The 21534-nt window shown below is 39.6% G+C and carries 22 protein-coding genes; 7 read left to right on the top strand and 15 right to left on the bottom strand.

The genetic code is table 11. From position 1 onward, the window contains the following. Positions 1 to 26: 26 nt before the first annotated feature. The 6 genes from coaE (at position 27) to adk (ending at position 5417) form a co-directional block, all read left to right on the top strand. Positions 27 to 647 (top strand): dephospho-CoA kinase, encoded by a 621-nt coding sequence (gene coaE, locus ACPT9C_RS02700; RefSeq protein WP_050948842.1) that lies wholly within the window; start codon positions 27 to 29, stop codon positions 645 to 647. Next, positions 640 to 846 carry a DNA gyrase inhibitor YacG gene (gene yacG / locus ACPT9C_RS02695; RefSeq protein WP_005645697.1) on the top strand — a complete coding sequence of 69 codons (207 nt, stop codon included), beginning with the start codon at positions 640 to 642 and terminating at the stop codon, positions 844 to 846. Before coaE ends, yacG begins: the two co-directional genes overlap by 8 nt. A 116-nt stretch (positions 847 to 962) precedes the next feature. After that, on the top strand, positions 963 to 2210 hold the full coding sequence (gene rhlB, locus ACPT9C_RS02690) for an ATP-dependent RNA helicase RhlB (RefSeq protein ID WP_162790736.1): 1248 nt from the start codon (positions 963 to 965) through the stop codon (positions 2208 to 2210). Positions 2211 to 2253: 43 nt separating this feature from the next. Further along, positions 2254 to 3270: a UDP-glucose 4-epimerase GalE gene (gene galE / locus ACPT9C_RS02685; RefSeq protein WP_050948840.1), complete on the top strand. Its 1017-nt coding sequence runs from the start codon at positions 2254 to 2256 to the stop codon at positions 3268 to 3270. A 141-nt stretch (positions 3271 to 3411) separates the two neighbouring features. Further along, positions 3412 to 4689 (top strand): MFS transporter, encoded by a 1278-nt coding sequence (locus ACPT9C_RS02680; protein ID WP_076773429.1) that lies wholly within the window; start codon positions 3412 to 3414, stop codon positions 4687 to 4689. Positions 4690 to 4772: 83 nt separating this feature from the next. Further along, complete coding sequence (adk, locus tag ACPT9C_RS02675; protein WP_005631284.1) at positions 4773 to 5417, top strand: adenylate kinase; 645 nt, start codon at positions 4773 to 4775, stop codon at positions 5415 to 5417. Positions 5418 to 5575: 158 nt separating this feature from the next. On the opposite strand, the gene ACPT9C_RS02670 is transcribed toward adk, so the two are convergent. From ACPT9C_RS02670 to trmB, 9 genes are all read right to left on the bottom strand, one after another. After that, positions 5576 to 6178, bottom strand: a complete 603-nt coding sequence (locus ACPT9C_RS02670) for a cytochrome c3 family protein (RefSeq protein WP_005649107.1) — start codon at positions 6176 to 6178, stop codon at positions 5576 to 5578. A 14-nt stretch (positions 6179 to 6192) separates the two neighbouring features. Then, on the bottom strand, positions 6193 to 6636 hold the full coding sequence (locus tag ACPT9C_RS02665; RefSeq protein WP_005659933.1) for a nitrate reductase cytochrome c-type subunit: 444 nt from the start codon (positions 6634 to 6636) through the stop codon (positions 6193 to 6195). A gap of 5 nt (positions 6637 to 6641) precedes the next feature. Continuing rightward, positions 6642 to 7505, bottom strand: a complete 864-nt coding sequence (gene napH / locus ACPT9C_RS02660; protein WP_050948838.1) for a quinol dehydrogenase ferredoxin subunit NapH — start codon at positions 7503 to 7505, stop codon at positions 6642 to 6644. After that, positions 7505 to 8344, bottom strand: a complete 840-nt coding sequence (gene napG / locus ACPT9C_RS02655; protein ID WP_050948837.1) for a ferredoxin-type protein NapG — start codon at positions 8342 to 8344, stop codon at positions 7505 to 7507. The genes napH and napG overlap by 1 nt, the downstream gene beginning before the upstream one ends. 54 nt (positions 8345 to 8398) lie before the next feature. Then, positions 8399 to 10882 carry a nitrate reductase catalytic subunit NapA gene (gene napA, locus ACPT9C_RS02650; protein WP_044345386.1) on the bottom strand — a complete coding sequence of 828 codons (2484 nt, stop codon included), beginning with the start codon at positions 10880 to 10882 and terminating at the stop codon, positions 8399 to 8401. 36 nt (positions 10883 to 10918) lie between these two features. Further along, a complete protein-coding gene (locus ACPT9C_RS02645) occupies positions 10919 to 11200 on the bottom strand; it encodes a chaperone NapD (RefSeq protein WP_005654036.1) in 282 nt (93 codons plus the stop codon). Next, positions 11193 to 11723, bottom strand: coding sequence for a ferredoxin-type protein NapF (gene napF, locus ACPT9C_RS02640; protein WP_044345389.1), 531 nt, complete (start codon positions 11721 to 11723; stop codon positions 11193 to 11195). Before napF ends, ACPT9C_RS02645 begins: the two co-directional genes overlap by 8 nt. 205 nt (positions 11724 to 11928) lie before the next feature. Further along, complete coding sequence (locus ACPT9C_RS02635; protein ID WP_044345390.1) at positions 11929 to 12273, bottom strand: YggL family protein; 345 nt, start codon at positions 12271 to 12273, stop codon at positions 11929 to 11931. Between the two features lie 84 nt (positions 12274 to 12357). Continuing rightward, on the bottom strand, positions 12358 to 13098 hold the full coding sequence (trmB, locus tag ACPT9C_RS02630) for a tRNA (guanosine(46)-N7)-methyltransferase TrmB (RefSeq protein ID WP_050948836.1): 741 nt from the start codon (positions 13096 to 13098) through the stop codon (positions 12358 to 12360). An 84-nt stretch (positions 13099 to 13182) separates the two neighbouring features. Here trmB and priA point away from each other — a divergent pair, with 84 nt between their 5' ends. Next, the gene (gene priA, locus ACPT9C_RS02625) at positions 13183 to 15375 is read left to right on the top strand and encodes a primosomal protein N' (RefSeq protein WP_114934772.1); all 2193 of its coding nucleotides are present in this window, start codon (positions 13183 to 13185) and stop codon (positions 15373 to 15375) included. A gap of 40 nt (positions 15376 to 15415) precedes the next feature. Here the strand turns inward: priA and ACPT9C_RS02620 are convergent, their stop codons facing one another. The 6 genes from ACPT9C_RS02620 to rlmD all read right to left on the bottom strand — a co-directional run bounded on the left by ACPT9C_RS02620 (position 15416) and on the right by rlmD (position 21474). Then, complete coding sequence (locus tag ACPT9C_RS02620; RefSeq protein ID WP_116941685.1) at positions 15416 to 16462, bottom strand: AI-2E family transporter; 1047 nt, start codon at positions 16460 to 16462, stop codon at positions 15416 to 15418. Then, entirely contained in the window at positions 16462 to 16800 is a 339-nt protein-coding gene (gene glnB, locus ACPT9C_RS02615) for a nitrogen regulatory protein P-II (protein ID WP_005654045.1), read from the bottom strand. The genes ACPT9C_RS02620 and glnB overlap by 1 nt, the downstream gene beginning before the upstream one ends. 1 nt (position 16801) lies before the next feature. Beyond that, a complete protein-coding gene (gene mog / locus ACPT9C_RS02610; RefSeq protein ID WP_005635167.1) occupies positions 16802 to 17395 on the bottom strand; it encodes a molybdopterin adenylyltransferase in 594 nt (197 codons plus the stop codon). Positions 17396 to 17477: 82 nt separating this feature from the next. Further along, positions 17478 to 17834 carry a diacylglycerol kinase gene (locus ACPT9C_RS02605; protein WP_005632174.1) on the bottom strand — a complete coding sequence of 119 codons (357 nt, stop codon included), beginning with the start codon at positions 17832 to 17834 and terminating at the stop codon, positions 17478 to 17480. A 14-nt stretch (positions 17835 to 17848) separates the two neighbouring features. Beyond that, the gene (gene relA / locus ACPT9C_RS02600) at positions 17849 to 20080 is read right to left on the bottom strand and encodes a GTP diphosphokinase (RefSeq protein WP_423717181.1); all 2232 of its coding nucleotides are present in this window, start codon (positions 20078 to 20080) and stop codon (positions 17849 to 17851) included. Between the two features lie 77 nt (positions 20081 to 20157). After that, entirely contained in the window at positions 20158 to 21474 is a 1317-nt protein-coding gene (gene rlmD / locus ACPT9C_RS02595) for a 23S rRNA (uracil(1939)-C(5))-methyltransferase RlmD (protein ID WP_061671316.1), read from the bottom strand. Positions 21475 to 21534: the final 60 nt, after the last annotated feature.

The raw sequence follows: 21534 nt of genomic DNA, 5'->3' as shown, positions 1-21534 counted from the left end.
GCCGCTTATTTTTTATGGGAAATTATATGACTTATATTGTTGGCTTAACTGGTGGCATTGGTAGTGGTAAAACAACGATTGCTAATTTATTTGCTGATCTTGGCGTACCTCTAGTGGATGCGGATGTGGTTGCTAGAGAAGTCGTCGAGAAAGATTCTCCCTTATTGTCAAAAATTGTTGAACATTTTGGTACTCAAATTTTAACGGATCAAGGCGAGCTTAATCGTGCAGCTTTACGTGAAATAGTGTTTCATCATGATGAAGAAAAACAGTGGTTAAATAATCTCTTACATCCCGCTATTCGTGAACGAATGAAACAACAACTTTCTGAACAAACTGCGCCTTACACATTATTTGTCGTCCCTTTATTAATAGAAAATAAATTGACCGCACTTTGTGATCGTATTTTGGTGGTGGATGTGAGTCCACAAACTCAACTTGCTCGTTCAGCTCAACGAGATAACAATAATTTTGAACAAATTCAACGGATTATGAATTCTCAAGTTTCTCAACAAGCGCGTTTAAAATGGGCAGATGATGTGATTAACAATGATGCTGAACTGGCTCAAAACTTACCGCACTTGCAGCAAAAGGTGCTAGAATTGCACCAGTTTTATTTACAACAAGCGGAAAATAAAAATGTCTGACGAAATAATTGAAGTACCTTGTCCGATTTGCCAAAAATCGGTGCCTTGGACAAATGAAAGTACTTTTCGACCTTTTTGTAGCAAACGTTGCCAATTAATCGATCTTGGCGAATGGGCGGCTGAAGAAAAAGCGATTCCAAGTGATACTGCTGATTTTGCAATGGATCCAAATGTGAGTGACGAATGGAGCATTAAATAGAGATTAACCGATAGGAAACCCTATCGGTTAATTTTTATAAGTGCACTCCTTTTTTGAGGATTTTCCCTAAGCATGCTATGCTAAACGTAATTTTATTATTCTAAAATGTGATTTTTATGCAACAAGATTATTTAAGCCAACAACGATTCTCCGCTCTTCCTCTACATCCGATTGTGCGAGGTGCTTTGGCAAAAAAAGGCTTTGATTTTTGTACCCCAATTCAGGCTTTATCCTTGCCTATCAGTTTAAATGGACGAGATGTCGCAGGACAAGCTCAAACTGGTACAGGCAAGACAATGGCTTTTTTAACGGCTACTTTTCACCATCTTTTAACTCACCAAGATCCTAATCTTGAATATCCTCACCCAAGAGCTTTGATTTTAGCACCTACTCGAGAATTAGCGGTGCAGATTAGTAATGACGCAGAATTTCTTGCAAAAGCCTGTGAATTAAAGACCGCACTTGCCTATGGTGGCGATGGTTATGATAAACAACTACAAGCGATTGAGCGTGGCGTCGATATTTTGATTGGTACGACGGGGCGAGTCATTGATTATGTAAAACAAGGCGTAATTGGTTTAGATGAAATTCAAGTTGTCGTGCTAGATGAGGCGGATCGAATGTTCGATCTTGGATTTATCCGTGATATTCGTTATTTATTGCGTAAATGCCCCGTTCCGCAATCTCGTTTAACGATGTTATTTTCAGCGACGCTTTCTTATAAAGTGCGTGAATTAGCATTCGAGGATATGAATGACCCTGAATATATTGAAATAGAACCGGAACAAAAAACAGGTCATCGCATTAAAGAAGAACTTTTTTATCCATCTAATCAGGATAAAATGGCACTTCTCTTAACCTTAATGGAAGATGAATGGCCTGAGCGTTGTATTGTGTTTGCGAATACGAAACATCGTTGTGAAGAAATTTGGGGTTATTTGGCTGCTGATGGGCATCGTGTTGGCTTACTGACTGGCGATGTAGCACAGAAAAAACGTTTGTCCTTATTAAAACAATTTACTGATGGTAATTTAGATATTTTAGTAGCAACAGATGTGGCTGCTCGTGGCTTGCATATTTCTGATGTGACGCATGTTTTCAATTATGATTTACCCGATGATCGAGAAGATTACGTTCATCGAATTGGCCGTACTGGACGAGCAGGGGAAAGTGGCGTTTCTATTAGTTTTGCTTGCGAAGAATATGCGATGAATTTACCGGCAATTGAAGAATATATTGGCCATTCTATCCCTGTGAGCCAATATGAAACAGAAGCCTTGCTTGAACTGCCGAAACCATATCGTTTAAAACGTGCGGTACCACCGCAAGGGCATACAAGACATCGTTCTTATCACACAAAATAGTGATATAATTTTTTTAGTCTCAATAATTAATAAGGAGATCATTGTGGCCATTTTAGTGACAGGTGGTACCGGTTATATCGGTTCTCACACAGTTGTAGAATTATTAAATGCTGGCAAAGAGGTGGTGGTATTAGATAATCTTTGCAATTCATCGCCAAAATCCCTTGAACGCGTAAAACAAATTACGGGCAAAGACGCAAAGTTTTATGAAGGCGATATTTTAGATCGTACTTTGTTACAAAAAATTTTTGCAGAAAATGAGATTAGCTCTGTTATTCACTTTGCAGGGTTAAAAGCCGTAGGGGAAAGTGTTCAAAAGCCGACAGAATATTACATGAACAATGTCGCTGGCACCCTTGTATTAATTCAAGAAATGAAAAAAGCGGGTGTTTGGAACTTTGTATTTAGCTCATCTGCAACAGTTTACGGTGATCCAAAAATTATTCCAATTACAGAAGATTGCGAAGTGGGCGGTACAACCAACCCTTATGGTACCTCTAAATATATGGTTGAACAGATTTTACGCGATACAGCAAAAGCGGAACCCAAATTTAGTATGACTATCTTGCGTTATTTTAATCCAGTTGGGGCGCATGAAAGTGGCTTAATTGGTGAAGATCCAAATGGTATTCCAAATAATTTATTACCTTATATTAGCCAAGTCGCTATTGGAAAATTAGCACAGCTTTCTGTATTTGGTAGTGATTATGACACTCACGATGGAACTGGGGTGCGTGATTATATTCATGTAGTTGATTTAGCCGTTGGGCATTTAAAAGCACTTCAACGTCATGAAAATGATGCTGGTTTACATATTTATAACCTTGGTACAGGTCATGGTTATTCCGTATTAGATATGGTAAAAGCCTTTGAAAAAGCCAACGATATTACAATTGCATATAAACTTGTAGAACGCCGCGCTGGCGATATTGCCACTTGTTATTCTGATCCTAGTTTAGCTGCAAAAGAGCTTGGTTGGGTGGCAGAACGTGGTCTTGAAAAAATGATGCAAGACACGTGGAACTGGCAGAAAAATAATCCAAAAGGGTATAGAGATTAATATTCTCTAATATTTGTTTTTCTTTTTTAGGAAGAAGAATGCTAAACATTGGGGGAATGATTAAAAATCCCCTAATTTTTACACTTATCCTTTAATTGAAAGGCGAAGTTTCTAAAATACAACCAAAATTAACCGCACTTTATGTCAAATTCCCTTTCTTCCCAAATTTTTACGCGCAAAATGTTGATTTGCGTATTCACAGGTTTTAATTCTGGTTTGCCATTATTTGTGTTATTGCAAATGTTGCCTGTTTGGCTGACGGATAAGCATCTCTCAATTGAGCTTATTGGTGCGGTAACCGGTGTGATGTTGCCTTATGGATTAAAATTTTTGTGGGCACCATTATTGGATCGTTATTTCCCGAGTTTTTTAGGGCGTCGTCGTAGCTGGATGCTGCTTTCACAAGTGGCATTATTGATTTTACTTTACATAATTAGCCTGTTTGATCCGCTCACACAACTGAGCGTGGTGGCAAATATTGCGTTGCTTATCGCCTTTTTTTCAGCCACACAAGATATCGTGTTGGATGCGTATCGTCGTGAAATTTTGACTGATCATGAATTAGGTTTGGGAAACACTATTCATATTAATGCTTATCGAATTGCAGGATTAATTCCGGGTGGATTATCGCTCTATTTGGCGGCGATTTATCCTTGGGAAACCGTCTTTTTATGGACCGCACTTTGTATGTTAGTGGGCATCTTTATGACGTTATTTTTAGCCAAAGAGCCAAAAATAGACATGCAGCAATCTAATCAGCCGTTCTATCAAGCATTTTGGATTCCATTACAAGAATTTTTCCAGCGTAAGGGCGTTATTCAGGCTATCGGTTTTTTACTGTTTTTGTTTTTGTATAAGTTCGGGGATTCTTTTGCCACAACGCTACAAACCAAATTTATTTATGATATGGGCTTTAGCAAAGAGGATATAGCAATTGTTGTAAAAAGTACCGCACTTTGGTCAAGTATTTTATCTGGGCTTGCTGGTGGTATGATAATGCTAAAACTGGGTATTAACCGTGCATTGTGGCTATTTGGGCTTGTACAAATGGTAACAATTGGTGGGTTTATTTGGTTGTCTGCTTTCGGTCATTTTGATGTTATTACATCAGCCGAGTTATGGAAACTAGGTGTTGTGATTGCCGCAGAATATATTGGCGTTGGACTTGGCACCGCGGCTTTTGTGGCTTTTATGGCGCGTGAGAGTAATCCTCTTTATACTGCAACGCAACTTGCACTTTTTACAAGCCTTTCAGCTTTGCCTAGTAAAGTTTTAGGTATGCTTTCTGGTTATGTAGTGGGAGCAGTGGGGTATTATCAGTATTTTTGGTTTTGTTTATTTTTAGCGATTCCAGGCATGCTTTGTTTATTTTGGGTAGCACCTTGGAATCAACAAAATCATAAGACCAGCTCTGTATAAAAGTGCGGTAAAAATTATAAAAAATTTGACCGCACTATGCTTTATCAGTATCTTAATCACGTTTTTTATTAATGGAGATTTTTATGAAAATTATTCTTTTAGGTGCGCCGGGTGCAGGTAAAGGCACTCAAGCACAATTTATTATGAACAAATTTGGTATCCCACAAATTTCAACTGGTGATATGTTCCGTGCTGCAATCAAAGCGGGGACTGAACTTGGCAAACAAGCTAAAGCATTAATGGATGAAGGTAAATTAGTACCAGATGAATTAACCGTTGCGCTTGTAAAAGATCGTATTGCACAACCTGACTGCGCAAATGGTTTCTTGTTAGATGGTTTCCCTCGTACCATTCCACAAGCGGATGCTCTAAAAGATTCAGGTGTTAAAATTGATTTTGTTTTAGAATTTGATGTACCAGACGAAGTGATTGTTGAACGTATGAGCGGTCGCCGTGTACACCAAGCATCTGGTCGTTCTTACCACATCGTTTATAATCCACCGAAAGTGGAAGGTAAAGATGATGTAACTGGCGAAGATTTAATTATTCGTGCAGACGATAAACCAGAAACTGTGTTAGATCGTTTAGCCGTATATCATAAACAAACCAGCCCATTAATTGATTATTACCAAGCAGAAGCAAAAGCGGGCAATACTCAATATTTCCGTTTAGACGGTACACAAAAAGTGGAAGAAGTTAGCCAAGAGTTAGATAAAATTTTAGGCTAAAAATAATCAAAAAATTAACCGCACTTTAGAAAATATAATTAAGCTGCACCTTAAAGGCTAAATAAATCAGCGAATTAAAGTGCAGATTTTTTATAAACTACCTAAATTTATAATAGGCTGAAAAAAGTGCGGTATTTTTTCAGCCTATTTTTAGAAAATCACTTCTCGTCTTTGAAGCCTGACTCAACGCCACTCATATCAGGTAATTGGTGTGCAATACCTTTGTGACAGTCGATACAAGTTTTACCTTCAGTTTTCATTTTTTGGTGCATACGTGCTGCCACAGAACGTTGATCATTGAAATTCATTCGATCCACATTATGGCAATTACGACATTCTTTAGAATCGTTAGCTTTCATACGAGCCCATTCATTTTGAGCCATTTCTAAACGATGCGCATTGAATTTTTCTAAGGTATCCACTTTTCCAGTATAGTGAGCATATACTTCTTTAGCCGCTATAATTTTACGTTTCATTTTTGCACCAAATTCGTGTGGTACGTGACAATCTGGACAACTTGCCCCCACGCCAGTACGAGTTTGATAATGCACGCTATGTAAATATTCTGGATAAGCATCTTGCATATGGCAGCTTGCACAGAACTGTTCTGTGTTGGTTTTCTCTAAACCATAGTTAAAACCAACCCAAGAAAGAATACCGCCAATAGCCGATAAGATAATAATCGTACCAATTGCCATACGGCTTGGTTTTCTAAACCATTGCCAGAAACGCTTTAAGATATTTGGTTTTTTCTCAGACATATAGACCTCTTAAATTAGTTTCCGTAACCTTTCATCGGTTTGAAATCATTTGGAACAATTGGATCTACGTTTGCTTGAGAAACGTGGCATTGTAAACAGAAATAACGACGTGGCGATGAACTTGAACCTACTTTTCCATCACGATCCATAAAGTGAGTTGGGCTGATTCGAGTTGCACCGCTCAAACGAGAATTTTCTGGGCTGTGACAATTTAAACATTGATTTACATTTTTTGTCACTTGATAGTTTGCCACACTATGTGGAACCATTGGAGGTTGATTTACATAGTTCAATGCGGGTAATTCGCTTTGACGCGGTGGATTGTGAAATGCGGGTGCAATATTTTCAGCCGCTTGAGTTAAATCTTTTCCCACTGCTGGTGCATCAGATGCCATCAGTGAGCCAGCAAAAAGTGCGGTAAATAATCCCGCTAAAATTTTAGATACCTGTTTAGTCATATTAATCACTCCCCTGAATGATCGAATCTGGTCGAAAATTTAAAAACTTTTTCAGCGCAAACGTCAATACAACGTCCGCAGCTGATGCAATCTTTGGAAAGCACGAGTAGGCTTTCGTCTTTTTTTCCGTGTAAAGGCGAACGTAACACTTGGGCTTCGGGACAAACATTGTAGCAATCCATACAATTATCGCATTTAGCACGATCAATCACTTTAATACGGATTAAACTTTTTGCACCAATCACACCATAAGCAGCACCAATTGGGCAAAGATGTCCACACCAGCCATGTTCTGCAATCAATAAATCAAAAAGAAAAATAACAAGTAATAACCAACCCGTTGCACCAAAACCGAATACAAAAGCTCGACCAAGTGCAGCCACTGGATTAACCCATTCCCAAAGCAACATTCCGCTGACACTACTGCCTAGTAAAATAAGCACAAGAATGCCATAACGTAAACCGCGCGAAATTTTTGCTGTTTGGCGAATGCCTAACTTACGGCGAAGCCACGCAGCACAGTCAGTCACAACATTTAGTGGGCATACCCAACCACAAAACACTTTACTACCAAGTACTGCGTAAAATAACACAATAACTGCAGCACCAATTAAAGTGAGGGCATCTGGTAAATGTCTTGCAGCCAAGCTTTCAGCAGTAATTAGAGGATCACTTAGTGGAATAGTATCGAGTAATAAACTACCACTATAATTACCTTTTAAAATCCACACGCCAAAATAAGGGCCACTCAAAAACATCGCAAGAATGCTGAGTTGGCTTAATCGACGCCAAAACAAAAAGCGGTTTGCATACCACCAGCCCCATTTTTCTCGAGCCTCTTTCCCTGCAAATTTTGGTGCATTTGCCATTATTTGCCACTCCCTAAAATAGGCGCAAGCACGGGTTCTGCTGGTTCAGGAATTACAGCTGTTCTTTCTGGCGTGCGAGTTGGTAACGAAATCATATCTTTAGGTGCAAGAGAATGGCCAGCTTTCGCTTTTTCTTCCCAACCTAAACGATAATGTTTACCTAACATACCTTTTGCCAGATCCATTGGTAAAATTTTAATCGCTGCTTCTTCTAACACACAAGCTTGCTCGCATTTTCCACATCCAGTACAGGCATCAGAATGTACTGTTGGAATAAATAAGGCGTGCTTATCAGAACGTGGATTATGTTGTTTTTCCAATGTAATCGCTTTATCGATTAATGGACAAACCCGATAACAAACATCGCAACGTAATCCTTGATAATTTAAGCAAGTTTCGTGATCTAACAGTACTGACAGCCCCATACGCGATTCATTAATATCCGTTGCTTGACGATCTAATGCACCACTAGGACAGGCTTTTGCACAAGGAATATCAGGACACATTTCACAAGGTTTATCACGCGCAATAAAATACGGTGTTCCCGCTTCTACTGGCGATAATAAAGATGCTAAATGCAACATATCGTAAGGGCAGGCTTGAACACATTGCCCACAACGAATACAAGCGGCAGAAAACGCTTTTGCATCTTGCAAAGCAAAGGGCGGACGTAATGGCACACCTTCGCGCGCAAGACTTTGATTTTGCTGCAATCCCAACAAAATCCCAACGCCAGCTAAACCACCCGCAGTACGGGTTGCTTCTTTGAGAAATTTTCTACGTTCAGGATTGAGAGCGGGTTTCTTCATTTTCTTTTTAAATTTTAACCGCACTTTCATCTTCCTCTTTTATTGGTGAGAGAAAATAAAGTGCGGTTGATTTTTACATCGTTTTTACGCAGCCTTTTCCACTTTTACCGCACATTTTTTGAAGTCGGTTTCTTTTGAAATTGGGTCTGTCGCATCTAACGTTAAATTATTTGCAAGCTGACCTGCATCAAAGAAAGTGGTAAATACTAAGCCACGAGGTGGTTTATTACGCCCGCGAGTATCCAAGTAAGAAATCATTTCGCCTCGACGAGATGAAATCTTAATTTTATCGCCGTGACGTAAACCACGTGCTTGTGCATCTAATGGGTGCATCCATACTAAATTATTTGGAAATGCGCGATGCAATTCTGGTACACGGCGTGTCATTGTACCCGTATGCCAATGTTCAAGAACACGACCTGTTGATAACCATAAATCGTATTCATTATCTGGTGACTCAGCTGGTGGTTCATAAGGTACAGCTAGAATAATCGCTTTCTTATCAGGATAACCATAGAAAGCCACACCTTCCCCTTCTTTAACATACGGATCATAGCCTTCACGGTAACGCCACAAGGTTTCTTTACCTTCTACAACTGGCCAGCGTAAACCACGCGCTTTATGATACATATCAAATGGAGCTAAATCGTGACCGTGACCACGACCAAATTCAGCGTATTCTTCAAATAAACCTTTGTGAACGTAGTAACCAAAATATTCTGATTCATCGTTTAATTGGCCTTCAGCAAGTTCGCTCAATGGGAATTTATCTACTTGACCATTTTTGAAAAGCACTTCATATAAAGTTTTACCTCTATATTCAGGCATTTGTGCAAGTAATTCTTCTGTCCACATTTCATCAGTCGTAAAGTATTTTGCGAACTCCATTAATTGCCATAAGTCTGATTTTGCTTCGCCTGGTGCTTTGACTTGCTGACGCCAGAATTGAGTACGACGTTCTGCATTACCGTAAGCCCCCTCTTTTTCTACCCACATTGCCGTTGGAAGAATTAAGTCAGCGGAAAGTGCGGATACAGTTGGGTAAGGATCTGAAACAATCACGAAGTTGCCTTCTTTACGCCAGCCTGGCAAACGCTCTTGATTAATGTTTGGCCCTGCTTGCATATTATTGTTACACATTTGCCATAACACATTCATTTTGCCATCATTCATTGCACGGTCTTGTGCAATTGTGTGTAGCCCCACTTTTTCAGAAACCGTCCCCTTTGGTAATTTCCAAATACGTTCAGCAATTTCACGGTGTTTAGGATTAGTTACCACTAAGTCTGCCGGTAAACGATGAGGGAATGAACCTACTTCACGTGCTGTACCACAAGCAGAAGGCTGACCAGTTAATGAAAATGGCCCACAACCCGGAATTGAAATTTTTCCAGTAAGTAAATGAATATTGTAGATTAATTGGTTTACCCACACACCACGTGTATGTTGGTTAAAGCCCATTGTCCAGTAGGAAACCACTTTCTTCGTTGGATCGGCATAAAGTTTCGCTAAAGTTTCTAACTGAACTTTATCTAACCCAGACATTTTCGACACTTTTTCCACAGTATATTCTGAGACAAGTTGCTTTAATTCTTCAAAAGAAGAATCGTGCATTTTCCCAGCTGTTTTATAATTCGTGTCTTTTTCTAACGGATGCTCTGGACGCAAACCATAGCCAATATTCGTTTCTCCGCGTTTAAATTTGGTATGTTTATTAACAAAATCCCAATTAATCGCATTATTTTGAATAAGATAATTGATGATATAGTTCATAATTGCCAAATCAGTTTGCGGTGTAAATATCAAACCGTGATCGGCAAGTTCAAAACTACGATGTTCGTAAGTAGAAAGCACAGTGACACGAACATCAGGATTAGAAATACGGCGATCAGTAATGCGCGACCACAAAATTGGGTGCATTTCCGCCATATTTGAGCCCCAAAGAACAAAAGCATCTGCCTGTTCAATATCATCATAACAACCCATTGGTTCATCCATACCAAAAGTACGCATAAATGCAACCGCTGCAGACGCCATACAGTGACGTGCATTCGGGTCTACGTTGTTAGAACGGAAACCTGCTTTCCAAAGTTTGTTCTTCGCATAACCTTCCCAAATGGTTGATTGTCCAGAACTAAACATACCCACTGCATTTTGCCCGTTCTTTTTAAACGCTTCTTTGAATTTCTCAGCCATTGTTTTGAACGCAAAATCCCAAGAAACTGGCACAAAATCGCCGTTCTTATCAAATTTTCCGTTTGTCATACGTAAAAGCGGCTGCGTTAAACGATCTTTACCGTACATAATTTTCGGTAAGAAATAGCCTTTAATACAGTTTAAACCACGGTTTACTTCTGCATCAGGATCGCCTTGAGATGCCACAACACGCCCATCTTTAGTCCCAACCAGCACAGCACAACCAGTACCACAGAAACGACATACGCCTTTATCCCATTTAATTTCGGATTCAGCCGCAACCACATTTTTGACTGGGATGGTTAGCCCCGCTGCCGTTGCGGCTGCCATAGCCGCATTGGCTTTCATAAAGTCTCGACGACTTAAATTCATCGCGTTTTCCCCCACGTTAAACGTTTGATTTTAAAATTATTTATTTTGTTCATCTTGCTCGTGATACACCAACGATACATTAATCACACCGTCGATATCTTTCACACTTTCCATTTTTTCAAGCAAGAGATGCTGATCGTGCGATTGCATTACCACCACAAATTTCCCAAGTTTTTCATCAAAAGTCGGAATTTCAGTATGCTCAATCGCTAAAAGTGCGGTTTGAATTGCTGATAATTTTTTTGGATTACCTTGCACGATCAATCCAACAACGTGCCAATCTCTCGCATTTTCTAATATTAAATTTGTATTATTCATTTTGTTTTAGATCGTTCATTGTTATTGCATTCACGGGGCAGCCTTGTACACAAGCCCCACAGCCATTACAAGCATCAAAATTAACTAAAGGTTGTGCTACGCCACCCATTTGTAATTTGAAACGAATCGCATTAGCTGGACAATTATCTTGGCAAGTTCGGCATTCAATACGGTGCAATGTTAAACAAGCTACGCCAATGTCGATTTTATGTGACCAAGGTAACTGGTCACGAGGATAAAAAATAGGCTGTTTACAGGCATCTACACATTTCCCACAAAAAGTACATTCGCCATTATCAAAGCACACTTCAGGAAAACCAGCATCGCCCTTTACCAAAATATTGGTTTCACAGACAGAAAGACAGTCGCCACAGCGCGTACATTGCGCTACAAAAATAGAATTTTCCACAGACCAAGGCGGTCTAATACCCACAAAATTCTGTTTTTGATTATTTTCTAAACAGCTCAATGTTGAAAATTTACCGCGTAAAAATTGTCTGCGAGGTAAACTTTCAACGGTCATAATGTCTTTCAAATATTTCTGAATGCTTCTGTAGACGAAGAATTATGTGTTTACGATGAATAAATGAAAACAACCAAAAATAGGTAGTTTGTCAATTATTTGAACTTTATTTGTTATAGATCAAAAAATCTAAGATTTAATGAATTTTGCAAGGGATTAAAACAAAACAGCATAGCGATTTTTGCTATGCTGCTTTCAATTTAGATTATTCTGCTTTTGCTGGATATTCCCACCAAATATCAAATAATTCGCTTACTTCAATTTGTTGCAAACCATTTGTTTCTAACCATTTTTTCACAGTTTCACGATGGCTTTCATCGCATTTGCCAATTTTTTCTAGGCAAACTAAACCTTCCCAATGTAAATACCCGCTACCTTCATAAGCTAATCCATTTGGTTGAATCACTTCGTTAATAAAACGATCAACGATTTCATCTACCGTTTCAATCGCAGTACCTTCTGCAAATTGGAAATTGACAAGAAAACCCAGTTCTTGAAATTCCGCAAAATGAAGTTTTTTGCGTTGGCGTTGATTGTAAGATTTAGACATTATATTTCTCCTATTAAGGTTATATTCAAACGCGTATTCTATATTAAATTCATCAATTAGGCATCGTGTTTGCCTAAAACTGATTTATTTCTTCACAAAATATAAATCCCAAACACCGTGTCCAAGTCTGTGGCCTCTGGCTTCAAATTTAGTTAAAGGTCTAAAATCTGGTCTTGGAATATAATCGCCATTTTTCGAAGTGTTCACTAAATCGGTGTTTGCGCTTAATACCTCTAGCATTTGCTCTGCATAATTTTCCCAGTCTGTCGCCATATGGATAAAACCATTTCCAGCTAATTTTTGTACAACTTGTGTCACAAAGTGCGGTTGAACAATACGACGTTTATGATGCTTTGCTTTATGCCAAGGATCGGGGAAAAATAATTGCAAACCGCCAAGTGCACCATCTGCAATACTGTCACGTAAAATTTCCGTTGCATCATGACAGATCACGCGTAAATTCGTGACGCCTTTTTCCACTGCATAAGCAATACAAGCACCAACGCCTGGAGTATGAACTTCAATGCCAAGGTAATTTTTGTCTGGATTAGCAAAAGCCATATCCACGAGCGATTTTCCCATCCCAAAGCCAATTTCTAATACAACTGGATTATCATTGCCATAAATCTTCGCAAAATCAAAAGGTTCCGTTTGATAATCTAAACCAAGTGTTCCCCAGTTATCATTCATCATGTTTTTCTGAAATTCACTCAAACGACCAGTACGTAACACAAAGCTACGGACTTTGCGTTTATAGCGGCCATCTTCGGTAAATTCTGCGGTTTCAACGGTTTTACGTTTTTGATCAGCAAAAGTTTGTGTCATAAAAATGTTATTCGTGAAAAAAATTGGCGGCGATTATACCAATTTTTCTCGTATAATAGGGCAAATTTTTTCCCAAGGTTGATTATGAAAATTGTCCGAGTGGCACTGGCTGTGCCGCTTCCTCGTTTATTTGATTATCTCGTCCCCGATGATGTTTCATTACAAATCGGTATGCGTGTTCTTGTGCCTTTTGGTACGCAAAAACGCATCGCCATTGTGGCTAATTTTCCGACAAAATCGGACGTGCCAGAGGATAAGCTTAAAGCTATTCTTAAACTATTGGATTTAACACCACTTTTTACGCCCATTTATTGGGATTGGCTGCATTGGGCAGCAAATTATTATCAAGCGGGATTAGGCGATGTGTTATTTCAAGCCTTGCCTGTGAAATTACGTAACGGCGAAAGTGCGGTGAAAAATGACCGCACTTTTTGGCGAATTACGGATGAGGGGAAAAATGCCCTTGAACAAGGCCTGTTAAAACGCTCGAAAAAGCAAGTTAAAGCTCTACAATGCTTATCTGAAACTGATCTTGAAAAAGGCAATAATGATTTTTCCTCTGCGATTTGGTCAGCCTTAAAAGCCAAAGGGTTTATTGAGGAAATGACTCTCCAAACAAAGCCCCTAAGCTGGCAACAAAGCTTAGGCGATAACCCAATTGTCAATGCTGAAAATCGTTTAACCTTAAATAAGCAACAAGCCTTAGCGTTTAGTCAATTGCGTTTTCATTCTGGTTTCAATGTATGGCTGCTCGATGGGGTGACAGGTTCAGGCAAAACAGAAATTTATCTGCAATATATTGAAGAAATTTTAAAATCGGGTAAGCAAGTATTAGTGCTTGTACCCGAAATCGGGCTAACACCTCAAACGGTGCACCGTTTTAAAGCACGTTTTAATGTAGAAATTGATGTACTGCATTCTAATTTAACCGATACGCAACGGCTTTATGTATGGGATCGCGCCCGCTCTGGACAAAGTGCCATTGTTATTGGCACGAGATCGGCATTGTTCACGCAATTTTCTAATCTTGGTGCAATTATTTTAGACGAAGAACACGACTCATCTTACAAACAGCAAGACAGTTGGCGTTACCATGCGCGAGACTTAGCGATTGTACTGGCTCAAAAACTAAATATTGCGGTATTAATGGGCTCCGCCACGCCAAGTTTAGAAAGTATTAATAATGTACAAAACGGCAAATACCAACATTTAGTTTTATCAAAAAGAGCGGGAAATTCTACCGCACTTCGTCATTTCGTTATTGATTTGAAAAATCAAAACATACAAAACGGGCTTTCAAAACCCTTATTGGAACGAATGAAAGCCCACCTTGAAAAAGGCAATCAAGTGTTGCTTTTCTTAAATCGTCGTGGCTTTGCGCCCGTATTGCTTTGCCACGAATGTGGTTGGATCGCACAATGCCCTCATTGTGAAAAACCTTATACCTATCATCAGCATCAAAATGTATTGCGTTGTCATCATTGTGGCACGCAAAAAACTATTCCTCGTCAATGTGGCGATTGCGGCTCGACTCATTTAGTCACCACAGGTCTCGGCACGGAACAATTAGAAGAAACTTTAAAAATGCTATTCCCTAATTATTCTGTAGCGCGAATCGACCGCGATAGTACTTCGCGTAAAGGAAAATTGGAAGGTTATTTAGAAGATATTCAACAAGGCAAAAGTCAAATTTTGATTGGCACACAAATGCTGGCGAAAGGACATCATTTTCCGAATGTTACCCTAGTTGCCTTAGTGAATGTAGATAGTGCATTATTTTCACTGGATTTTCGTGCAGAAGAACGTTTAGCTCAACTTTATATTCAAGTTGCTGGACGAGCTGGACGTGCCGATAAACAAGGCGAAGTGGTGCTACAAACACATTATCCCGATCATCCTTTGCTTACCACCTTATTGGCAAATGGTTATCAAGCTTTTGCCAAAGAAACCTTACAATTACGCCATTCAATGGGATTACCCCCTTTCACTTTTCAGGCGTTATTCAAAGCACAGGCTAGACATTCTGAGCTTGCAGAAAATTGCTTAAGCCAAATTGCAGATTTTTTTCAATCAAAGCAAATTGCGGGATTACAAATGCTTGGCCCAATGCCTGCACCGTTCAGCAAAAAAGCAGGGCAATATCGCTGGCAGTTATTATTGCAGCATCCGTCAAGAATGACGTTGCAAAAAGCATTGAGAGAATATCAACAAGCCGAACTTGAAAAAAACAGCCAAGTGCGGTTAATTTTGGACGTTGATCCGCAAGACTTATCATAAAAAATGCGGTGAAAATTCACCGCACTTTTATCTCTAAAATCTATTTGAAATCTTCGACATCCCCCAATAGACAGGCATATTTCGCCGTATTGGGGCTGGACTCCAAGGCAATTTTTAATGCCATCGTCAAAGGAACAGACAGTAGCATTCCCACGGTTCCAAGCAGCCATCCCCAAAACAATAATGAAAGAAACACCACTAAAGTTGAAAGCCCTAATCGTTGCCCCATCATTTTAGGTTCAATAATGTTACCGACAACCATATTAATCGCAATAACACCGACTGCCACGCCAAAGCCAATGCCAAAACCATTCAGTAATAAAGCTTGCACAATAATCGGAATAGCCGCGATGATAGAACCAATATTGGGAATATAATTCAGCAAGAAACTCAAGGTTGCCCACAAAATGGCATATTGAACCCCACAGGCTTCCAACAAAATAAACACTCCGACGCCAGTCAGTAAACTCGTGATGCTTTTAATTCCAAGATAACCAATTACACCTTGTAAAACGCGATCAATATGGCGTTCTTCTTTGGCTGCGTCATGAGGGGTTGAACTAATTACCATTGCAAATTTATGTTTCATCGTTGGTGCTTCGGCAAGCATAAAAATCACGACCAACACTAAAACAAACACATTACTCACCACTCCAGAGAAATTTAGCAATACTCGGCTCACAAAATTCATAATGATGCTTGGGTCAAAATTTTCTTGGATGGTTTCACGCGAAAGCGTGAAAGGCAGATTGAAACGTTGCAACAATCCAGTTAAATCACTCACGCGTTGTGAAAGCAAAACTTTATATTGTGGAATTGATTGAGTAAATTCTCTTGCAGTGCTGTTAATCAGCCCAGCTAAGAAGAAAAACACCAAAGAAATCAAGACGAAAAGCAAAGTAATGGCTAACCAATGCGGGACGCGGCGTTGGGTCATCGCCTTAATCATCGGCGAGCAAATTATCGCGATAAAGAGTGATAGCAAGAATGGCACCACGATTTCTGCCGCCAATTTTACGCCAGCTAAGATAATAATCACTGCAGCAATGCCAAGCAAAGTGCGGTGTAAATTTAAATTATTTTGCACTAAATCGCATCCTCGTTTTCTTCGCCCGTGCGAATGCGGATCGCTCTCTCAACGTGATAAACAAAAATTTTGCCGTCACCGATTTTACCTGTTTGTGCCGTTTCAATAATCGCTTCAATACATTGATCCACAAGTTCATCAGGAACTACCACTTCCAATTTCACTTTCGGCAGAAAATCCACCATATATTCCGCACCACGATAAAGTTCTGTATGACCTTTTTGACGACCAAATCCGCGTACTTCCGTGATTGTCATACCTGAAATACCAATATCTGAAAGACTTTCTCGCACATCGTCTAATTTAAAGGGTTTAATCATTGCTTCGATTTTTTTCATGCTATTTCTCCAGATTTTCGCGTCTTGCGGATTTAGGACGGAAACTTTCGATGATTTCAGGCTTGGTATCAATATATAAGCCGTTAATCAGTTGCAAACAATAAGGCACTGCGCTAAAAATGCCTTTTACAAGCACATTTCCTTCTTTATCTTTCACGCCCTCTAAGGTTTCTTTAATCGCTTTAGGCTGCCCAGGAAGATTTAAAATCAAGCTTTCCTTACGAATCACACCCACTTGGCGAGATAAAATTGCGGTAGGCACAAAATGCAAACTCACTTGACGCATTTGTTCGCCAAAACCTGGCATTTCTCGATCCGCTACCGCAAGGGTTGCATCAGGCGTTACATCGCGTTTTGCTGGCCCAGTTCCACCAGTTGTCAGCACTAAATGGCAACCTTGTTCATCCACCAGCTCTTTTAAGGTTTGTTCAATAATCGGTTGTTCATCAGGGATTAATCTTGTTTCTAAATGGAAAGGATCTACTAACGCTTGTTCTAACCAAGCCTGTAATTCTGGGATACCTTGATCTTGATACACGCCTGCTGATGCGCGATCAGAAACAGACACCAGACCAATTTTTAAAAGTGCGGTCATATTTTTCCTTATTTTTATAAATGATTTTGACGTGATTGGATAAATCAAAAATGCGGTAAAAACTTACCGCACTTTGGAAGGGCTAGAAGAATAAAATTCCGCCCCAAACGATACCGACAATACAAAGGGCAATAAATACCGATGCAGAACCTTGATCTTTCGCACGCCCTGAAAGTTCGTGGCGTTCTGTACCAATGCGATCAACAACTGCCTCTACCGCACTGTTTAAAAGTTCTAACGCCATCACAAGCAAAACAGAAGAAATCATCAATATAATTTCAATTTTTGTTTCGCCTAAAAAGAAAGTAAGAGGAATTAAAATGCAGGCTAAAAAACATTCGTGGCGAAAAGCCGTTTCATTTTTAAACGCACTTTTTAAGCCTTGTAATGAATATTTCGTGGAATTGATTAAATGGGTTAGCCCCGTCGTTTTATACATAAATTTTCCTATTTTTATAAACGCTTCGCTTCGATAACATCATCTAATTTTGCTAATCGAGCCAATATTTTACTTAAACTTTCGACATTATGGAGTTCAATTTCCATATCAATGGTAGCAAGCTGTTTTTTGGTATCAGCACGGCTTGAGACCCCTAACACGCTAATTTTTTCATTTGCCAGAACCGTCGTAATATCACGTAATAAGCCATTGCGATCGCCTGCCACAATACGGATATTAATATGGAAACCACTTGCGTAATTTTCGCCCCAAATTGATTCCACCACGCGTTCTGGATGAGCCGCTTGCAAATCTAAGAATTGTTCACAATCCGCTCGGTGAATAGAAATACCACGTCCCATTGTAATATAGCCAACAATCGCATCGCCTGGTATCGGCTGACAGCAACGCGCAATATGATGCATAAGATTGCCCACACCCTCCACAATTACGTAGCCATTGTTCTTTTCAGATTTCTGCTGGGAATTTACCGCACTTTTGTTAGCAACGTGACGCAGAATTTCCTGATCAGCTTCTTCAGCGGTCACTTTAATCAATTTACTTTGCAAGAAATTGATTAAGTTATTTAAACGAATATCGCCACTGCCAATGCCCGCATAAAGATCGTCCAAATTTTTCAAGTTATAGCGTGGTAACGCATAAGGTTCCACTTGCTTTATACTTAAATTCAAACGCGCTAATTCATTATCAAGTAATTCTTTACCCGCTGGAATATTTTTATCGCGATCTTGTTTTTTAAACCACGCTTGAATTTTGGCTCGAGATTTTGCGGTGTGAGTAAATCCTAAATTTGGGTTTAACCAGTCACGGCTCGGGTTAGGATTTTTCTGGGTAATAATATCGATTTGATCGCCCATTTGTAGCTGATAGGTAAATGGCACAATACGTCCCGCTACTTTTGCCCCGATGCAACGATGACCAATTTCACTATGAATTGCATAAGCAAAATCTAATGGTGTAGATCCCGTTGGCAAATCCACCACTTCGCCTTTTGGCGTAAACACATAGACACGATCATCAAATACTTGACTGCGTAACTCAGCCATCACTTCGCCAGAATCCGTAATATCATCTTGCCAAGCTAGCAATTTACGCAACCACGCAATTTTTTCTTCGTAGGCAGACATACTGCCTGTATTGCCCTCTTTATATTTCCAGTGTGCAGCCACACCCAACTCTGCATCATCGTGCATTTGTTGGGTTCGAATTTGTACTTCAATTGGCTTGCCGCCTTTACCCAAAACAACAGTATGAATAGATTGATAACCGTTCGGTTTCGGGTTCGCCACATAATCGTCAAATTCTTTGGGTAAGTGTTTAAATTGAGTATGAACAATCCCTAGTGCGGTGTAACAATCTTGCAATTTTTGCACGATAATTCTGACCGCTCTGACATCATATAAACCGCTAAACTCAAGATGCTTTTTCTGCATTTTTCGCCAAATGCTGTAAATATGTTTCGGACGACCATAGACTTCCACTTGCTCGATGTTTTCACGTAAATAGCCACTCAACTCGCTAACGAAATCAGCAATGTAATGTTCACGATCAAGACGACGTTCCTGTAATAATTTAGCAATAGCACGATATTGTTCTGGATGGAGATAACGGAAGCAGTAATCTTCTAACTCCCACTTCAGCTGACCAATCCCAAGACGATTAGCAAGAGGGGCGTAAATATTAGAACATTCTTTGGCGGCAAGGACTTTATCTTCTTCGGCGCAACGATGCTCTGCATCACGCAAGAAAGTAATGCGTTCAGCAAGTTTAATGATTACGCAGCGGAAATCGTCCACCATTGCCAACAACATACGGCGAACATTATCCACTTGTAACGCATTAGCTGAATGACTGGCATTGAGTTGGCGAATATTATCCATTTCCAACACGCCTTTAAGCAATTTCGTGATTTTCGCACCAAACTTTTCTTTTAGACTTTCCCAGTCTGTTAATTTATTTGCAACCACAGGAAACAACATGGCAGTAAGCAGGGTTTCCGCATCCATATTCAGTTCGTGCAAAATTTCTACCATTTCCACGCCAGACTGCAGTATCAAGGTCGCATTCTTCATTTCATCGGGATAGGTATTCATTAAATCACGTGCGTAATACCACGCATCGATCAAACTTTTTTCTGTTTGTTCTGCCAGTTTTAAGCCAGCACACCATTGTTCAATCACAAAATCCTGCGGATTTAACAAATGAGAACCACGAACAGCAACCATAACACCCCCTTGTTAATGAAAAGAAAGTCGCTTCCTGCCACTTTTATTTTGGGTTGAGATTGTACCGAATAACCGAGTTATTTTGTAGTGAATAAGGTTATTGATTCCAAATGCCCTGTGTGCGGAAACATATCTATTACTGAGCTTTTTTCAATCTTGTAGCCAAAATCACGTAAAATTTCCGCATCACGCACTAATGTTGCGGGATTACAAGACACATATAAAATTTTCTCTGCTTTCAGCTCACACAACGCATTTAACGCGAAAGCTGCGCCGCTGCGTGGAGGATCAAGCAAAATCTTATTGAACGCCTGCTTAGCCCAAGGTTGTTCAACAAAGGATTGGTTAAGATCCGCTTGGAAAAATTCAATATTCTTGATTTGGTTTCTTGCGGCATTTTGCGCCGCTTTTTGCACCATTTCAAAAACACCTTCAATTCCTACCGCACTTTTCACGCGTTTGGCGAGAGGAAGCGTAAAATTTCCCATGCCGCAAAATAAATCTAGCACACAATCCTGTTGGTTCAATTCAAGCCAATCCAAGGCTGTATTTACCATACGTTCATTTAATGCACGATTTACTTGGATAAAATCGCGAATATCAAAATGTAATTTTATGCCATCAGAAAATTGATAATAAGGTGAATCGCCATAGTTTTGTTCAATGCCTTCATCGCTTTGTAAAAACAGCATTAATTTTTCTTGTTCAGCAAATTTGAGCAATAAAGTGCGGTCAATTTCCGCAAGGTTTTTGGTGTAACGTAACAACATTGCGACGCCATTATCGGCAGCCACAAGTTCAATATGCCCAAGCTGTTTTGGTGCAGAGAATTGTTCTAAAAGTGCGGTTAATTTAGGCAGTAAATGATTGATTGCAGGCTCTGCCACTTCGCAAGATTGAACGGGTATTAAATCGTTGGTATTTTTCTGACGAAAGCCCATGTCGATTTGTTTTGTGTTTGGGTTAAACCATAAACTCAAACGCACACGACGACGATATGCCCAAGCATCACCACAAATCATAGGTTGGAATGAAATAGGTTCTGACTGTAATTTGCTTAATCGCTTAAACAATGCGGATTCTTTCGCTTTTCTCTGCATTTCAATGGGAATATGCTGTCCTTGGCAACCACCACAACGCATAAAATAAGCACATTTTGGTGCTAAACGTTCTGGGCTTTTTACTCGCCATTTTTTTACAATGGCGTGTCCATATTGTCGTTTATCTTCCAAAATACGACATTCCACTTTTTCCTGCGGAAGCGCATTTTCAATAAACCAAGTTTTACCATTAATTTTCGCCACGCCTAAACCTTGATAATCTAAATCAAGAATATCCGCCGTAATGGTTTGAACATTTTTTGTTTTTTGCTTTGGGGTATAAAGAAGAACCATCGTTTGAAGAATTGCGCCAAATTAGTTAAGTATACACATTGCAGAATAGTTATTCATTGA

It is taken from the genome of Haemophilus sp. HN_Hi16, from assembly GCF_049823435.1.
In the GTDB taxonomy this organism is placed as follows: Bacteria; Pseudomonadota; Gammaproteobacteria; order Enterobacterales; family Pasteurellaceae; genus Haemophilus; species Haemophilus influenzae_D.
The sequence above is the reverse complement of the archived record's forward strand: the minus strand, read 5'-3'. Positions and strand labels throughout refer to the sequence as shown.

Coding starts and splice junctions, on each gene's coding strand:
- ACPT9C_RS02665 (WP_005659933.1), bottom strand. CDS start 6,636: ATGACTAAACAGGTATCTAAAATTTTAGCGGGATTATTTACCGCACTT.
- ACPT9C_RS02645 (WP_005654036.1), bottom strand. CDS start 11,200: ATGAATAATACAAATTTAATATTAGAAAATGCGAGAGATTGGCACGTT.
- priA (WP_114934772.1), top strand. CDS start 13,183: ATGAAAATTGTCCGAGTGGCACTGGCTGTGCCGCTTCCTCGTTTATTT.
- glnB (WP_005654045.1), bottom strand. CDS start 16,800: ATGAAAAAAATCGAAGCAATGATTAAACCCTTTAAATTAGACGATGTG.
- mog (WP_005635167.1), bottom strand. CDS start 17,395: ATGACCGCACTTTTAAAAATTGGTCTGGTGTCTGTTTCTGATCGCGCA.
- coaE (WP_050948842.1), top strand. CDS start 27: ATGACTTATATTGTTGGCTTAACTGGTGGCATTGGTAGTGGTAAAACA.
- adk (WP_005631284.1), top strand. CDS start 4,773: ATGAAAATTATTCTTTTAGGTGCGCCGGGTGCAGGTAAAGGCACTCAA.
- ACPT9C_RS02670 (WP_005649107.1), bottom strand. CDS start 6,178: ATGTCTGAGAAAAAACCAAATATCTTAAAGCGTTTCTGGCAATGGTTT.
- napA (WP_044345386.1), bottom strand. CDS start 10,882: ATGAATTTAAGTCGTCGAGACTTTATGAAAGCCAATGCGGCTATGGCA.
- relA (WP_423717181.1), bottom strand. CDS start 20,080: ATGGTTGCTGTTCGTGGTTCTCATTTGTTAAATCCGCAGGATTTTGTG.
- napG (WP_050948837.1), bottom strand. CDS start 8,344: ATGAAAGTGCGGTTAAAATTTAAAAAGAAAATGAAGAAACCCGCTCTC.
- napH (WP_050948838.1), bottom strand. CDS start 7,505: ATGGCAAATGCACCAAAATTTGCAGGGAAAGAGGCTCGAGAAAAATGG.
- ACPT9C_RS02605 (WP_005632174.1), bottom strand. CDS start 17,834: ATGTATAAAACGACGGGGCTAACCCATTTAATCAATTCCACGAAATAT.
- ACPT9C_RS02635 (WP_044345390.1), bottom strand. CDS start 12,273: ATGTCTAAATCTTACAATCAACGCCAACGCAAAAAACTTCATTTTGCG.
- ACPT9C_RS02680 (WP_076773429.1), top strand. CDS start 3,412: ATGTCAAATTCCCTTTCTTCCCAAATTTTTACGCGCAAAATGTTGATT.
- trmB (WP_050948836.1), bottom strand. CDS start 13,098: ATGACACAAACTTTTGCTGATCAAAAACGTAAAACCGTTGAAACCGCA.
- rlmD (WP_061671316.1), bottom strand. CDS start 21,474: ATGGTTCTTCTTTATACCCCAAAGCAAAAAACAAAAAATGTTCAAACC.
- napF (WP_044345389.1), bottom strand. CDS start 11,723: ATGACCGTTGAAAGTTTACCTCGCAGACAATTTTTACGCGGTAAATTT.
- yacG (WP_005645697.1), top strand. CDS start 640: ATGTCTGACGAAATAATTGAAGTACCTTGTCCGATTTGCCAAAAATCG.
- rhlB (WP_162790736.1), top strand. CDS start 963: ATGCAACAAGATTATTTAAGCCAACAACGATTCTCCGCTCTTCCTCTA.